General features: G+C 70.1%; 13 protein-coding genes. 4 read left to right on the top strand and 9 right to left on the bottom strand.

Annotated elements, in window-relative coordinates; all coding sequences use genetic code 11:
• Positions 1-2: 2 nt before the first annotated feature.
• A complete protein-coding gene (locus VJ693_RS11950; protein ID WP_324154382.1) occupies positions 3-3,557 on the top strand; it encodes an indolepyruvate ferredoxin oxidoreductase family protein in 3,555 nt (1,184 codons plus the stop codon).
• Positions 3,558-3,564: 7 nt separating this feature from the next.
• Here the strand turns inward: VJ693_RS11950 and VJ693_RS11945 are convergent, their stop codons facing one another.
• Positions 3,565-4,170 (bottom strand): 2-hydroxychromene-2-carboxylate isomerase, encoded by a 606-nt coding sequence (locus VJ693_RS11945; RefSeq protein ID WP_324154381.1) that lies wholly within the window; start codon positions 4,168-4,170, stop codon positions 3,565-3,567.
• A gap of 89 nt (positions 4,171-4,259) precedes the next feature.
• Between VJ693_RS11945 and VJ693_RS11940 the strand changes: the two genes are divergently transcribed.
• Both VJ693_RS11940 and VJ693_RS11935 read left to right on the top strand, forming a co-directional pair.
• Complete coding sequence (locus VJ693_RS11940) at positions 4,260-4,877, top strand: hypothetical protein (protein WP_324154379.1); 618 nt, start codon at positions 4,260-4,262, stop codon at positions 4,875-4,877.
• 117 nt (positions 4,878-4,994) lie between these two features.
• Entirely contained in the window at positions 4,995-6,497 is a 1,503-nt protein-coding gene (locus VJ693_RS11935) for a PAS domain-containing sensor histidine kinase (protein ID WP_324154377.1), read from the top strand.
• Positions 6,498-6,526: 29 nt separating this feature from the next.
• Here the strand turns inward: VJ693_RS11935 and VJ693_RS11930 are convergent, their stop codons facing one another.
• The 7 genes from VJ693_RS11930 to VJ693_RS11900 are packed head-to-tail and all read right to left on the bottom strand — an operon-like array spanning position 6,527 to position 13,216.
• Positions 6,527-7,657 carry an acyl-CoA dehydrogenase family protein gene (locus VJ693_RS11930; RefSeq protein ID WP_324154375.1) on the bottom strand — a complete coding sequence of 377 codons (1,131 nt, stop codon included), beginning with the start codon at positions 7,655-7,657 and terminating at the stop codon, positions 6,527-6,529.
• A 22-nt stretch (positions 7,658-7,679) separates the two neighbouring features.
• Positions 7,680-8,348: an SDR family oxidoreductase gene (locus VJ693_RS11925; RefSeq protein WP_324154373.1), complete on the bottom strand. Its 669-nt coding sequence runs from the start codon at positions 8,346-8,348 to the stop codon at positions 7,680-7,682.
• Positions 8,345-8,995 (bottom strand): LysE family translocator, encoded by a 651-nt coding sequence (locus VJ693_RS11920; RefSeq protein ID WP_324154371.1) that lies wholly within the window; start codon positions 8,993-8,995, stop codon positions 8,345-8,347. Before VJ693_RS11920 ends, VJ693_RS11925 begins: the two co-directional genes overlap by 4 nt.
• Positions 8,996-9,004: 9 nt before the next feature.
• A complete protein-coding gene (locus VJ693_RS11915) occupies positions 9,005-10,183 on the bottom strand; it encodes an acetyl-CoA C-acyltransferase (RefSeq protein WP_324154369.1) in 1,179 nt (392 codons plus the stop codon).
• A gap of 38 nt (positions 10,184-10,221) precedes the next feature.
• Positions 10,222-12,021: a bifunctional isocitrate dehydrogenase kinase/phosphatase gene (aceK, locus tag VJ693_RS11910; protein ID WP_324154367.1), complete on the bottom strand. Its 1,800-nt coding sequence runs from the start codon at positions 12,019-12,021 to the stop codon at positions 10,222-10,224.
• A complete protein-coding gene (can, locus tag VJ693_RS11905) occupies positions 12,021-12,689 on the bottom strand; it encodes a carbonate dehydratase (protein ID WP_324154366.1) in 669 nt (222 codons plus the stop codon). The genes aceK and can overlap by 1 nt, the downstream gene beginning before the upstream one ends.
• 50 nt (positions 12,690-12,739) lie before the next feature.
• Positions 12,740-13,216: a MerR family DNA-binding transcriptional regulator gene (locus VJ693_RS11900; protein ID WP_324154365.1), complete on the bottom strand. Its 477-nt coding sequence runs from the start codon at positions 13,214-13,216 to the stop codon at positions 12,740-12,742.
• Between the two features lie 58 nt (positions 13,217-13,274).
• Here VJ693_RS11900 and VJ693_RS11895 point away from each other — a divergent pair, with 58 nt between their 5' ends.
• On the top strand, positions 13,275-14,339 hold the full coding sequence (locus VJ693_RS11895; protein WP_324154363.1) for an MBL fold metallo-hydrolase: 1,065 nt from the start codon (positions 13,275-13,277) through the stop codon (positions 14,337-14,339).
• 263 nt (positions 14,340-14,602) lie between these two features.
• Here the strand turns inward: VJ693_RS11895 and VJ693_RS11890 are convergent, their stop codons facing one another.
• Positions 14,603-15,535, bottom strand: a complete 933-nt coding sequence (locus tag VJ693_RS11890) for a SprT family zinc-dependent metalloprotease (RefSeq protein WP_324154362.1) — start codon at positions 15,533-15,535, stop codon at positions 14,603-14,605.
• Between the last annotated feature and the right edge of the window lie 48 nt (positions 15,536-15,583).

The raw sequence follows: 15,583 nt of genomic DNA, 5'->3' as shown, positions 1-15,583 counted from the left end.
CCATGAACACCGCTGCCGCCTTGCGCCAACCGCTGCGTGACTACGCGCTGACCGACAACCTGGCCGCTTCACGCGGCACCGTCTTCCTCACCGGCACCCAGGCGCTGGTGCGCCTGCCGCTGATGCAGAAGCGCCTGGACGAAGCAGCGGGCCTGCACACCGCCGGCTTCGTCTCGGGCTACCGCGGCAGCCCGCTGGGCATGGTCGACCAGCAGATGTGGAAGGCCAAGAAGTTTCTCGCCGCGGCCAGCGTGCAGTTCCTGCCCGCGATCAACGAGGACCTGGCCGCCACCGCCTGCCTGGGCACGCAGCGCGTGGCGCTGGACGCGCAGCGCACCGTCGACGGCGTGTTCGCGCTGTGGTACGGCAAGGGCCCGGGCGTGGACCGCTCGGGCGACGCGCTCAAGCACGGCAACGTCTATGGCTCGAGCGCCCAGGGCGGCGTGCTGGTGGTGGCCGGCGACGACCACGGCTGCGTGAGCTCGTCGATGCCGCACCAGAGCGACGTGGCGATGCAGGCCTGGAGCATGCCGGTGCTGCACCCGGCCAACGTGGCCGAGTACCTGGAGTTCGGCCTGTACGGTTGGGCGCTGTCGCGCTTCTCGGGCGCCTGGGTCGGCTTCAAGGCCATCTCCGAGGTCGTCGAGTCGGGCATGACGGTGGACCTCGACGACGTGCCGCTGGATTTCGTGATGCCGGTGGATGCCCAGCCGCCCGCCTCGGTGGGCAGCCTGCATGTGCGCGCGGTCGACCTGCCCTCGCTGGGGCTGGAGGAGCGCCTGGCCGCCAAGCTCGACGCGGTGCGCGCCTTCGCCCGCGTGAACTCGGTCGACAAGCACATCGTGTCCAGCCCGGCGGCGACGCTGGGCATCATCACCGTCGGCAAGGCGCACTACGACTTCATGGAAGTGCTGCGCCGGCTCGACCTGGACCCGAACGCACTGGCCGCCGCCGGCGTGCGCGTCTACAAGGTGGGGCTGGTGTTCCCGTTGGAGCCCACGCGCATGCTGGACTTCGCGCGCGGGCTCGAAGAGATCCTGGTGATCGAGGAGAAGGCGCCGGTGGTCGAGCGCCAGCTCAAGGAGCTGCTCTACGGCCTGCCCGACAGTCAGCGGCCGCGCATCGCCGGCAAGACCACCCCCGACGGCGAGCCGCTGCTCTCGGCGCTGGGCGAGCTGCGCCCGTCGCGCATCATGCCCACCGTGGCCGACTGGCTGGCCCGCTTGAACCCGGCGCTGGACCGGCGCGAGCGCGTGGTCGACTTCTTGATGCCCGCACTGCTGCACAACGAGGCCGACGCCGTGCGCCGCCAGCCCTACTTCTGCTCCGGCTGCCCGCACAACTCGAGCACCAAGGTGCCCGAAGGCTCGCGCGCGCTGGCCGGCATCGGCTGCCACTTCATGGCCAGCTGGATGGAGCGCGGCACCTCGGGCCTGATCCAGATGGGCGCCGAAGGCGTCGACTGGGCGGCGCACTCGCGCTTCACCAAGGAAAAGCACGTCTTCCAGAACCTGGGCGACGGCACCTACTTCCACTCCGGCCTGCTGGCCATCCGCCAGGCGATCGCCGCGGGCACCAACATCACCTACAAGCTGCTGTACAACGACGCGGTGGCGATGACCGGCGGCCAGCCGGTGGATGGCCACATCAGCGTGCCCGAGATCGCGCGCCAGGTCGAGGCCGAAGGCGCCAAGCGCGTGGTGATCGTCTCCGACGAGATCGACAAGTACGACGGCCACCACGGCGAGTTCCCAGCCGGCACCACCTTCCACGACCGCGGCGACATGGACGCCGTGCAGCGCGAGCTGCGCGAGGTCGAGGGCGTCACGCTGCTGATCTACGACCAGACCTGCGCGGCCGAGAAGCGCCGCAGGCGCAAGAAGGGCGAGTTCCCCGACCCGCCTCGGCGCGTGTTCATCAACGAGGCGGTGTGCGAAGGCTGTGGCGACTGCGGCCAGGCCTCCAACTGCCTGAGCGTGATTCCGGTGGAGACCGACTGGGGCCGCAAGCGCCAGATCGAGCAAAGCTCGTGCAACAAGGATTTCTCCTGCCTGAACGGCTTCTGCCCGAGCTTCGTGACCATCGAGGGCGCGGTGCTGAAGAAGAAGGCCGGCGCCAAGTTCACGGCCGAGGACCTGGCGCGTGAGATCGCACGCATCGGCTCACCCGCGCCGTGGGCCTGGACGGGCCCCTTCGACATGCTGGTCACCGGCGTGGGCGGCACGGGTGTCGTGACGGTCGGCGCGCTGATCACGATGGCCGCGCACCTGGAAGGCAAGCAAAGCTCGGTGCTGGACTTCATGGGCTTTGCGCAAAAAGGCGGTGCGGTGCTGAGCTTCGTGCGCGTGGCGCCGACGCCGGACCTGCTGAACCAGGTGCGCATCGATACCCAGCAGGCTGACGTGCTGCTGGCCTGCGACATGGTGGTGGGCGCCTCGGCCGATGCGCTGGGCACGGTCAAGCACGGCCGCACCGTCGTGCTGGCCAACACCCACGAGCTGGCCACCGCCGCCTTCGTGCGCAACCCCGACGCGAGCCTGCAGGCGCAGGCGCTGCTGGCCAAGCTGCGCCACGCCGCCGGTGACGAGCGCGTGAGCATGCTCGATGCCCAGGCGCTGGCCCAGGCGCTGATGGGCGACACGATGCCCAGCAACATCGTGATGCTCGGCGCCGCGTTCCAGCGCGGGCTGGTGCCGGTCAGCGAAGCAGCGCTGCTGCGCGCGATCGAGCTCAACGGCGTGGCGATCGAAGGCAACAAGATCGCCTTCGCGCTCGGGCGCATCGCGGCGGCGGACCCGGCGGCGATCGACCGGCTGGCGGGCAAGCCGGCGCAGGCCGCGCCGGTCAAGGAGCGGCTGTTCGGCCCCGGCGCACTGGTCGAGCGGCGCACGCAGTTCCTGACCGAGTACCAGAACGCCGCGCTGGCCCAGCGTTACCTGGAGCTTGTGCAGGCGGTGCACGTGCGCGAGGTGGCGATGGGCCACGTGGACGGCACGCCGCTGACCGAGGCCGTGGCGCGCCAGTTCGCGCGGCTGCTGGCGGTCAAGGACGAGTACGAGGTGGCGCGGCTGTACACCGACGGGCGTTTCCAGGCGGCGCTGGCCGAACAGTTCGAGAACGCCGGATCTTTGCGCTTCCACATGGCCCCGCCGCTGCTGGCGCGCCGTGGGCCGGACGGCAAGCCGCGCAAGATGAGCTTCGGGCCGTGGATGCTGACGGCGTTCAAGCTGCTGGCCAAGGCGCGCCGCGTGCGCGGCAGCTGGCTCGACCCCTTCGGCCACACCGAAGAGCGCCGCATGGAGCGCCAGCTGGCCGATGACTACGAGCAGCTCGTGCGCGACAAGCTGCTGCCGAGCTTGAGCCACGCCAACCACGCCGCCGCCGTGGCGCTGGCCAGGCTGCCCGAGCGCATCCGCGGGTATGGGCATGTGAAGCTGGCCAACGTGGTCACCGCGCGCGCTCAGGCGCAGGATCTGCTGGCGCGCTTCGCCGCCGGCCAAGCGCCCGCCGTCGCGGCGCCCGCCGAGCGCAAGGTGATCTCGATCGCGGCGCTGTGAAGCGACGCTAGAAAGGCCCGCTCGCGAGCCATTGCTCGATCTGCGGCTTGCGGTCGTTGCCCCAGAAGGGCTCGCCGTCGATCACGAAGTGCGGCGCGCCGAACACGCCGGCGGCAATGGCCTCGTCGTTGGCGCGCTTCAGGCGCTCCTTCCACATCGGGTTGTTCCAGGCCTGCTCGGCCGCCTCGGGGTCCAGCCCCGCCTCGCCGGCCAGTGCCTTCAGCGCAGCCGGTTCGTTCAGCGGCACGCCGCGGGTGAAGAAGGCACGGAAGCCCGCCCGCGCCCAGGCCGCGGCGGCCGTCTCACCCTCGCTGTCCTTCAGCCACCAGAACACGCGGGCCGCGTTCTGCGTCGGGATCGGGAAGGGATCGGGCTGCACATAGGGCACGCGCTCGAAGCGCGCCGAGCGCTGGAAGTCGCGCATCGCATAGTCGCGCTTGATCGGGTACGACACCGGGCTTTTCAGCTCGGCCGCCGAGAAGGTCACGCCGAGCAGGATCGCCCGACGCTGCACCGTGCGGCCGTGGCGCGCGGCCATCGCGTCGATCCATTCGTTGGCGATGTAGGAGTACGGCGAAGAGAAGTCGAAGTAGAAGTCGATCGGCGCTTTCATGCGGGCGACGATACGCTGAAACACTGGGCGCTGGCACCGGCTTGACCCCGATCACCCGGCCCCGGCGGCATAGCCCGTAGCATGCGCCGATGGCGTTGGAGACGATCGTGCTCGTGCTGGCATTGGCGGCGGCCGCCGCCACCCGGCCGTGGCGCGTGCTGGCCGGTGGCGCCCCCCCCTGGCCGTGGCTGGCCTGGTGGGCCGTGTTGCCCCTGCTGTGGTGTGCCGACACGCTGGTCCACATGCCGATCGCGCAGCCGCTGTCGGGCGCCTGCCTGCTGATGCTGATGGCCGGCTGGCCGCTCGCCATGCTGGCGCTGGTGCCGGTGGCGTTGATCGCGGCGGGGCTGGGCGATTTGGCGCCGGCCGAGGCGCTGCACCGCATGGTGTGGCTCGGCATCGTGCCCGCCACGCTGGCGCTGGGGCTGGGTGCTGCGATCCGGCGCTGGCTGCCGCACCATCTGTTCGTCTACATCCTCGGCCGCGGCTTCTTTGCAAGCCTGCTGGCGCTGGCCATCTCGGGCTGGCTGGCGCTGGCCTGGCACGGCTCACCGGCCGGCACGCTGGTCGCCGACCTCGCAGTCGGCCGCTGGCTGGCGGCCTGGGGCGACGCCTTCCTGACCGGCATGATGGTGGCCATCTTCGTCGCGCTGCGCCCCGAGTGGCTGGCCACCTACTCCGACCGGCTGTACCTGCCGCGCGACTGAGGTCGCCCCCTCCTCCCCGGCGATCTCGCGCATGCAATGATCCCGCCGCGGCGGCTTGCCACGCGGCGAAAATCGGCGCTTCGCCACTCGGCGCCCCAGCGCCTGCAGCCCATCCTCATGCCCGCGGACGACTTTGCGTCGCTGTTCGACTTCCTGCCGATCGGCGCCTACCGCGCAGCGCCGGGGCGCCGTCTCGTGCGCGCGAACCCCGCGCTGGTGAAGCTGAACGGCTGCGCCAGCGAGGCCGAGATGCTGGCCCTGGCCAACGACAGCGGCCAGGCCTGGTACGTGCAGCCGGGCCGCCGGGCCGAATTCGGCGCGCAGCTCGCGCACGACGGGCGCGTCGACGGCTTCGTCTCCGAGGTCGTCAGCCACAAGACCGGCGAGCGGCGCTGGGTCAGCGAGTGTGCACACGAGGTGCGGGCCGAGGACGGCACGCTGTGCTACTACGAAGGCACGATCGAGGACATCACCGAGCGCGTGCAGGCCGAGCAGGTGCTGGCCAGGAGCCGCGAGCGCGACGCGATGTGGAAGCTCGCGCTCGAAGCCACCGGCGACGGCGTGTGGGACTGGTACGTGCAGACCGGCGAGGAGATCTACTCGCGCCGGCTGCGCGAGATGTACGGCTGGGCCGACGACGAGATCGACGACCTGTCCATCGAACTGGACCGCCGCACCCACCCCGATGACATCGCCGGCATGCTGCAGGCGCGCGAAGACCATTTCAGCGGCCGCGCGCCGAGCTACACCAACGAGCACCGCGTGCAGTGCAAGGATGGCAGCTGGAAGTGGATCCTGACGCGCGGCATGGTGATCGCCCGCGACGAGGCCGGCCGGCCGCTGCGCATGATCGGCACCCACACCGATATCACCGAGCGCAAGCAGGCCGAGGCGCTGCGCCAGTCGCGCGACCGCGCCGAGGCCGCCAACCGCGCGCAGACCGAATTCCTCTCGCGCGTCAGCCACGAGCTGCGCACGCCGCTGAACGCGATCCTGGGCTTCTCGCAACTGCTCGAGATGGACAGCATGCTCGCGCCGCGGCACTTGGCCTGGACCCACGCCATCCTGCGAAGCGGCAACCACCTGCTGGCGCTGGTCGACGACGTGCTCGACCTGTCGAGCGTGCAGACGGGCCAGCTGCGCGTCGACGCGCGGCCGGTCGACCTGCTGGCGCTGATCGACGAATGCTGGGTGATGCTCGCCGGCCGCGCGGCCCAGGCCGGCCTGGTGTTCGAGCCCCACATCGACCGCACGCAGCCCTGGATGGTGCAGGCCGACCCGACGCGGCTGCGCCAGGTCCTGACCAACCTGCTGTCGAACGCGGTCAAGTACAACCGGCTGCACGGCACGCTGCGGCTCGAAGCCGAGCACCAGGCGGGCGACGGCGGCGCGATCGCCTTGCGGGTGATCGACACCGGCCGCGGCCTGGACCCCGACCAGCGTGCCCGCCTGTTCACCCCCTTCGATCGCCTGGGCGTGCAGCGCAGCGGCATCGAGGGCACGGGCCTGGGGCTGGCGCTGTCGCAGCAGTTGGCCCGGGCGATGGGTGGCGCGATCGAGGTCGAGAGCGAGCCGGGTCAGGGCTCTTGCTTCACGCTGGTGCTGCCGGCCGCCGATTGAGTGCCGGGCGGCCGCGTTCGTGCCAACGCTCAGGCCAGCGCGCGCCCGATCAGGATCTTCTGGACTTCCGAGGTGCCTTCGTAGATCTGGCACACCCGCACGTCGCGGTAGATGCGCTCGACCGGAAAGTCGCTGACGTAGCCGTAGCCGCCATGCACCTGGATCGCCGCCGAGCAGACCTTCTCGGCCATCTCGCTGGCGAACAGCTTGGCCATCGCGGCCTCCTTCAGGCAGGGCCGGCCTGCGTCCTTCAGGCTGGCGGCGTGCCAGATGAGCTGGCGCGCCGCCTCGATCTGCGTGGCCATGTCGGCCAGCTTGTGCTGCACCGCCTGGTGCTCGAAGATCGGCTGGCCGAAGGCCACGCGCTCCTTCGCGTACTTCAGCGCCGCCTCGAAGGCCGCGCGCGCCATGCCGACCGATTGGCTCGCGATGCCGATGCGCCCGCCCTCAAGCCCCGACAGCGCGATCTTCAGGCCCTGGCCTTCGTCGCCGAGACGGTTGGCGGCCGGGATGCGGCAGTTCTCGAACAGGATCTGCGCCGTGTCCGAGCTGTGCTGGCCCATCTTGTCCTCGATGCGGGCCACCGTGTAGCCGGGGGTGTCGGTCGGCACGACGAAGGCGCTGATGCCCTTCTTGCCGGCCGCCTTGTCGGTCACCGCCATCACGATCGCCACGTCACCGTTCTTGCCGCTGGTGATGAACTGCTTGACGCCGTTGAGCACGTAGTGGTCGCCATCGGGCACGGCTGTCGTGCGCAGGCCGCCGGCCTCCGAGCCGACGTGCGGCTCGGTCAGGCAGAAGGCGCCCAGCATCTCGCCGCGCGCCAGCGGCTTGAGGAAACGCTGCTTCTGATCCTCGTTGGCGAAGGCCATCAGGATCGAGCAGACGGGGCAGTTGTTGACGCTGACCACCGTCGAGGTGCCGCCGTCGCCGGCGGCGATCTCCTCGAGGATGAGGGCCAGCGCGAGGTAGTCCAGCCCCGCGCCGTCGTACTCGGTCGGCACCGCGACGCCATAGCAGCCGAGCTCGGCCAGGCCCTTCAATTCGGCCGCGGGAAAGTGGTGCTCCTTGTCCCAGCGCGCGGCATGCGGCGCGATCTGGTCTTGCACGAAGGCGCGCACGGCGTCCTGCACCGCGCGGTGGTCGTCGTTCAGCAGCATCGAAGGTCTCCGGTTCGAGTTCTCACCAGGCCAGCGCCTGGCCGTCGTAGTTCAGGAAGCGGCCGTTGTCGGCCGGGGTCAGGGCGGCGAGCGTCGCGCGCAAACCGCGCACGCTGTCGGCCACGTCGAGGTCGGCGCCGGTGCCGCCCATGTCGGTGCGCACCCAGCCCGGGTGCAGCGCGACGCAGATCGCTCTGCCGGCGAGCGCGATCGACGCATCCTTCAGCACCGAGTTGAGGGCCGCCTTCGACGCGCGGTAGAGCCAGCCGCTGGTGCTGGTGCGCAGCCCCATCGAGCCCATGCGCGACGAGATCACGCCGAGCCGGGCGCCCTCGGCCAGCGCATCGGCCAGCTGCGGGATCACGCGCATGGGGCCCAGCACGTTGGTGTGCATCACGCGGTCGAAGTCTTGCTCGGTCGGGGTCTGCAGCGCGCTGGTGCTCGGGCCGTAGACGCCGGCGCTGACGACGACCGTGTCGAGCGCCTCGCCGTCGAGCTGCCAGGCCAGGCCCGAGACGCTGGCCGTGTCGGCCACGTCCAGCCGCAGCACGCGCGCGCCGAGCGCGCGCAGGCGCGCCAGCGCCGCGTCGTCGCGAGCGGTGGCGAAGACACGGCCGCCCTCGTCGAGGCACTGCTTGGTCAGCTCGAATCCGATGCCGCGCGAGGCGCCGATGATCAGGGTGGTTGTCATGCCTGCACCTCGGCCTGCGCGAGCCGCGCCGCGAGCCCGACGAAGAGCAACCCGCCCGCGGCGTTGAGCGCGCGCGCCAGCCGCGGCGAGCCGCCGAGCCGCCGCAGGGATGCGGTCAGCGCGACAAGAACGACGAGGAAGAGCATGCCCTGCACGATCGACCAGGTACCCAGGGCCAGGAAGGCCAGCGTCTTGTGCTCGGCGTCCGGCACGATGAACTGCGGCAGGAAGGCGAGAAAGAACAACGCCACCTTCGGGTTCAGCACGTTGGTCAGCACGCCCTGGCGGTAGACCTGCGACCAGGAGGCCCGGGCCAGCGGCGGTGCGCTGGCGGGCGCCGCGGCGGTGCTGCGCAAGGCATCGCGCAGCATGCCCAAGCCGAGCCAGACGAGGTAGGCCGCGCCAGCCCACTTGACGAGCGAGAAGGCCCAGGCCGACACCGCCATCAGCGCCGCCAGGCCGAAGGCCGCCGCCAGCGTGTGCACGACGCAGCCCGAGCACACGCCCAACGTCGCCGCCAGCCCGGCCCGCCAGCCACCGGTCAGCGTGCGGCCCACGGTGTAGAGCATGTCCACGCCCGGCGTCGCGTTGAGCACGAACACCGTCAGCGTGAACAGCGCCAGGTCATGGATGCCAAGGCCGTCCATGCCGGGCCCTTACAGCAGTTCGACCGCCAGCGCGGTGGCTTCGCCGCCGCCGATGCACAGCGACGCGACACCGCGCTTCTTGCCTTGCTTGCGCAAGGCGCCCAGCAGCGTGACGACGATGCGCGCGCCCGAGGCGCCGATCGGGTGGCCCAGCGCGCACGCGCCGCCGTGCACGTTGACGATCTCGTGCGGCAGCTTGAACTCGGCCATCGCCGCCATCGTGACGGCGGCAAAGGCCTCATTGACCTCCCACAGGTCGACCTGGTTCGCGCTCCAGCCGGCCTTGGCCAGCGCCTTCTGGATCGCGCCGGCCGGCGCCGTGCTGAACCACTCGGGCGCCTGTGCGTGCACGGCGTGCGAGACGATGCGGGCGATCGGCTTGGCGCCGAACTTCGCCGCCGTGGACTCGCGCATCAGCATCAGCGCGGCCGCGCCGTCGGAGATGCTCGACGAGGTGGCGGCGGTGATCAGGCCATCCTTCTTGAACGCGGGCTTCAGGCCGGCGATCTTGTCGAGCTTGGCCTTGAAGGGCTGCTCGTCGAACTTGATCACGGTGTCGCCGGCCTTGCCGGCCAGCGTGACCGGCGCGGTCTCCCAGGCGAAGCTGCCGTCCTCGTTGGCCTGCTTGGCACGCTGCGTCGACGCGATCGCGAACTGGTCCATCGCCTCGCGGCTGAACTGGTACTTGGCGACGCAGGATTCGGCGAACACGCCCATCGCCTTGCCCCGCTCGTAGGCGTCTTCCAGGCCGTCCATGGCCATGTGGTCGTACATCTGCGTCGCACCGTACTTCACGCCCTTGCGCGCGAACATCAGGTGCGGCGCGTTGGTCATGCTCTCCATGCCGCCGGCGACCATCACCTCGGCCGAGCCGGCGGCGAGCATGTCGTGCGCGAACATCATCGAGCGCATGGCCGAGCCGCACATCTTGCTCATCGTGACGGCGCCGGTCGAATCCGGCAGGCCGGCGCGGCGCATGGCCTGGCGTGCCGGCGCCTGGCCCTGGCCGGCCATCAGGCAGTTGCCCATCAGCACCTCGTCGACCGCGTCGCCCGGCACGCCGGCACGCTCGACGGCCGCCTTGATCGCGACGCCGCCGAGTTCCCAGGCGGCCAGCGAGGAGAAGTCGCCGAGCAGGCCGCCGATGGGCGTGCGCGCGGCGGAAACGATGACGATGGATTCAGCCATGGTGGACTCCTTTGCAGTTCAACAAATCGCGCGGCAGCTCAGAAGTGCGCGCTGGGGAGGGCCGGGCCGCGGCGCTGCGCGGCGAAGCGCTTGGCCGGGTCGTACGGAAACACGTCGAGCACATGGCCGGCGGCGATGCGCTGCTTGTGGCTTTGCCAGAACTCGGGGTCCAGCAGGTCGGCGTGGTGCTTCATGAAGACCTCGCGCACCCCCGGGTTGCCGAGCAGGAAGGGGCCGAAGGTCTCGGGAAACACATCGTGCTTGCCCACCGAGTACCAGACCTCGCCCGACATCTCGTCTTCCTCGTTGCGCGGGGTCGGCACGCGGCGGAAGTTGCAGTCGGTGACGTACTCGATCTCGTCGTAGTCGTAGAACACGACCTTGCCGTGGCGGGTGACGCCGAAGTTCTTCCACAGCATGTCGCCGGGGAAGATGTTGGCGGCCACCAGGTCCTTGATCGCATTGCCGTACTCGATCACCGCATGCTCGGTCTGCTGCGGCGTTGCGTCCTGCAGGAAGATGTTCAGCGGGATCATGCGCCGCTCGATGTAGACATGGCTGAGGATCACCTCGGCGTGGCCGTCGCCGTCGCGGTCGGAGATCTCGAGCAGGCTCGGGCAGTACGTCCGAAGCTCGTCGATCAGCTCGTCCTCGAAGCGTGAGCGCGGGAAGGCGACGTTGCTGAACTCCAGCGTGTCGGCCATGCGCCCGACGCGGTCGTGCTGCTTGACGAGGAGGTACTTGCCCTGGATCTGCTCGCGCGAGGTGTCCTTCTGGGGAGGATAGTAGTCCTTGATGACCTTGAAGACGAACGGAAAGCTCGGCAGGTCGAACACCAGCATCACCATGCCCTTGATGCCCGGCGCGATGCGGAAGCGGTCCGAGCTGTGGCGCAGGTGATAGAGGAAATCGCGGTAGAAGATGTTCTTGCCCTGCTTCTGCAGCCCGATGGCGTTGTAGAGCTCCCAGCGGGGCTTGCGCGGCATCATCGAGCGCAGGAACTGCACATAGGCCGAGGGCACTTCCATCTCGACCAGGAAGTAGGCCCGCGCAAAGCTGAACAGCAGCAGCAGGTCGTCCTCGCCGAACAGCGCCGCGTCGATCGCGAGCTGGCCGGCGGGCGTGTGCAGGATCGGCAGCGCGAACGGCAGCTCGGAGAAGCCGTTGACGATCTTGCCGACCGCGTAGGCGCCCTTGTTGCGGTAAAAGAGGCTGGACAGCACCTGGATCTGGAAGTTCGCGCGCGGCCGGAAATCGCCCAGCGCCTTGAACACCGCCGCCAGCACCTGGTCGACATCACGCCCCAGGTCCTCGAACTCGCGCGCGAGCTGGAAGTTGGTGATCATGCGCAGCACGGCGTCGCGCAAGGTCTCGCGCGTCGGGTAGTAGCAGCGGTAGGTCGGCGTCGCGGCGGGCTCGTCGTTCTCGATGTACTCGGTCGAGACCGCCGGCCGCACGAAGATGAAGTCGTTGTGGAAGTAGCTGCGGTGCAGGATCTTCGTCGTCACCGAGTTGAAGAAGGTCTCGGCCAGCTCGGGCTGGTGGTGGTTGGTCAGCAGGCCGATGTAGTGCAGCTTGACCTGCTGCCAGACCTCCATCGACAGCGAGGACGCCTTGAACTCGGTCTGCAGCCGCTCGGCGTTCTCTTCGACACGGCGGTCGTAGAACTCGATGCGCTCGCGCTGCGCACGCTGCTGGCCGTGCCAGTCGGCCTGCTCGAAGCGCAGCTTGGCCGTGTGGCTGGCTTCGCGGAACAGGCGGTAGTGCTTGTTGAAGCCCTCGAGCATCGCCGTGGCGATGTCGAACGCGCGGGTGTCGGTGAGCTGCTGGGGAAACATCAGCGCGTCTCGGTCGCGTAGCGCGCATGGATGCCGGCCAGCGCGGCGGCATAGGCCTCGTCCACGTCGCCCGGGCCGGCCACCGTCATGCGCAGGTCGTCGATGAGGCCGTTGTGCAGGCCGTAGACCCAGCCGTGCACGACCACCGTCTGGCTGCGCGCCCAGGCGTCCTGCACGACCGTCGTCATGCAGACGTTGCGCGCCTGCTCGAGCACGTTCAGCTCGACCAGCGCATCGACTTGGGCGTCAGGCGCGACGCCATCGAGCCAGGCGCGGTGCTGGTGCCGCACGTCCTGCACGTGGCGAAGCCAGTTGTCGACCAGGCCCAGCCGGCTGTTGTGCAGCGCCGCCTTGACACCGCCGCAGTTCGAATGGCCGACGACGATGATGTGCTGCACCTTCAGCCCGTCGACCGCGAACTGGATCACCGACAGCGCGTTCAGATCGGAGTGCACCAGCACGTTGGCGACGTTGCGATGCACGAACAGCTCGCCCGGCAGCAGGCCGACCAGCTCGTTGGCCGGCACCCGGCTGTCGGCACAGCCGATCCACAGGTACTGCGGCGTCTGCTGGTTCAGCAGCCGGGTGAAGAAGCCCGGCTCGCGCGCCTCGGTGGCCTCGGCCCAGCGTCGGTTGTTGTCGAACAGTTCGTTCAGTTCAGTGGACATGGCAGGTCGGCAACGGCGGTGATGCGCCAGTGTAGGGAGCGGGTCGGGGGCTAGGCTGCGCGAGCAGGGCGACGCGGCCGGCTGCGCGGCGCCGGCGCGGCCTTGGCGCTGGCGCCAATCAGTGCGCGGCAGCGGGCCTCGTGCTGCTCGATCTCGGCCAGGGTGACCTGGATGTCGTCCAGCTGCTGCTCGAGCTGGCGGCGATGCTCCGCCAGCACAAGCAGGAAGGCCTCGAGTTGCGGCCGCTCGTCGCTGCCGGACTCGTACATGTCGACCAGCTGCTTGACCTCCTGCAGCGACAGGCCGAGCCGTTTGCCGCGCAGCGTCAGCTTGAGCCGGGTGCGGTCGCGGTGGGTGTAGACGCGGTTGCGGCCGGCGCGGGCGGGCTCGAGCAGGCCCACATCCTCATAGAAGCGGATCGCGCGCGGGGTGATGTCGAATTCCTGGGCGAGCTCGGTGATCGTGAATGTCGGCGCGGCGGGGTCCGCCGCTGCCAGGGCCGCCTTCGGGCGCGCAGGAGCACTCATGGGTAGACTTGACGTTAACGTAAACGTCAGTCTACGCGAGCCGCGGCCCGCCTCCCCCATGAGCAATCCCCACGAGAGCCAGTTGAACTACCCGCTGGGCGACCGGCTGCCCGCCTTCGGCGAGGTGATCGAGGTCGCGCCGGGCGTGCGCTGGCTGCGCACCGGCCTGCCCTTCGCGCTGGACCACATCAACCTGTGGCTGCTGCGCGACCGCGACGGGGCCGGCCGCGAGGGCTGGGCCATCGTCGACTGCGGCATCGCGGCCGACGCGACCCGCGCCGCGTGGGAGCAGGTCTTCGCCAGCGGGCTGGACGGCCTGCCGGTGCTGCGCGTGCTGGTGACCCACATGCACCCAGACCACATCGGGCTGGCCGACTGGCTGTGCGAGCGCTGGAACTGCCGTCTCTGGGTCAGCGCGACCGACTGGAACGCCGCGCGCATGGCCAGCCAGCAGACCACCGGCTACGGTGGCGACAGCGCCGCGCGCTTCTTCGCCAGCCACGGCCTGACCGACCCCGATGCGCTCGACAAGGTGCGTGCCCGGCGCAACTACTACGCCTCGATGGTGCCGTCGGTGCCGGGGGCGTTCCGCCGCCTGATGGACGGCCAGCGCATCCGCATCGGCGATGTCGAGTGGCAGGCCATCGCCGGCTACGGCCATGCGCCCGAGCACATCGCCCTGTTCGCGCCGTCGCTCGAGGTGCTGATTTCGGGCGACATGGTGCTGCCGCGCATCTCGACCAACGTCAGCGTGATCGACCTCGAACCCGAGGCCGACCCGCTGCCGCTGTACCTCGAATCGATTTCGCGCCTGACGGCCTTGCCCGCCGACACCCTGGTGCTGCCCTCGCACGGCAAGCCCTTCAAAGGCCTGCACGAGCGCATTGCGCAGTTGCTGGCCCACCACGACGAGCGGCTGGCCGAGGCGCTGGCCGCGTGTGCCGAGCGGCCGACGAGCGCGGCGGACCTGCTGCCGGTGCTGTTCAAGCGAACGCTTGACCTGCATCAGACGACCTTCGCGATGGGCGAGGCCATCGCCCACCTGCATGCGCTGCAAAGCCAGGGCCGCGTGCGCGCCGAGGCCGGCGCCGACGGGGTGTGGCGGTTCTCCCCCCTGGCCTGAACGCTGAACGCCGAGCGCCGAGCGCGCGGGCAAGGCACCAATAAGAAGGCCGGTCGGCATGACTGCCGACCGGCCCCACGGGTTTTGCGGCATCCCCGCCCGATCCTCCCTGGACCGTCCCTGCTCGCCTCGTGATGACAGCGAATAGCAGGACTGTGCCTGTGAAGCGGCGGTCAGACCATCCCCCTTTGGGGGGAACCACAGTGGAATCGATGCTGCCAGTGCCACGAATCGGCACCGTTTTGGGGCTCGCCCCGAGCCGCTCAGGCAAACACCGGCAGCACCGGGTCGCGCAGCGCGGCCTTGCGGTCTTCGAGGTCGGGGATGACCGAGCGGACCACGTCCCAGAACGCCGCGCTGTGGTTCATTTCGCGCAGGTGCGCCAACTCGTGCGCGACGACGTAGTCGATCACCGGCAGCCCGAAATGGACCAGGCGCCAGTTGAGGTGGATCGAGCCGTCCGCCGAGGCGCTGCCCCAGCGGGTCTGGGCGGAGCTCAGCCGCAGGCGCTTGACGCGCACGCCCAGGCGGCCGGCGAATTCGTTGCAGCGCTCCTCGAAGAGGCGGCGCGCCTGCCGCTGCAGCCAGCTCTGCACCACATCGCAGATCTGCGCCGGCGCCGCCGATTGCGGCAGGCCGATGTGCAGCGTGAGCTTCGGCACGCCAGGCAGGGCCTGGGCGTCGGTGTTCAGCACCGCGCCGGCCACCCGTGGGTCGAGCACCAGGATCACCGTCTCGCCGAGGAACGGCAGGCTCGCGCCGTCGCGCCACTCGACACGCGCCGCCTCGACACGGCGCTGGCGCTCGCGCTGCTCGGCCAGCTTGCGCAGGATCCAGCCCGACTTCTCGCGCAGCGCGGCTTCGATCTCGCCCTGGCCGACCCAACGTGGTGCACTGACCGCCAGCCCCTCCGGGCCAACGGTGAAGCCGATCGACTTGCGGCGTGCCCGGCGCAACAGGTAGGCGACCTGGCACTCGCCGAGGCGGATCTCACGGTCGGCGCGCGGGTGGCGGTGCATCAACGGGGCGGGCGGCGCGGCGGCAGGCGCCTCGGCCGGCGCGGCGTCTCGCGCGGGCGACGGTGGGCGCACGGCGGCGGACCCGGGAGGCTGCGCGGCGCCCCCGGATGGCGGAGGTGGCGGCGCGTCGAACAGCGACAGCTGTTCGGGTGGTGAGGCGTCGGGCCGGCGCGGCATGAGCGCGCATTTTAGGGGCGGCGCGGCGCCGCTTTCAGCACCGTCCGG

It is taken from the genome of Ideonella sp. (genome assembly GCF_035254525.1).
Classification (GTDB): Bacteria; Pseudomonadota; Gammaproteobacteria; order Burkholderiales; family Burkholderiaceae_C; genus Ideonella.
This window is presented reverse-complemented; position numbering and strand designations above follow the sequence as displayed.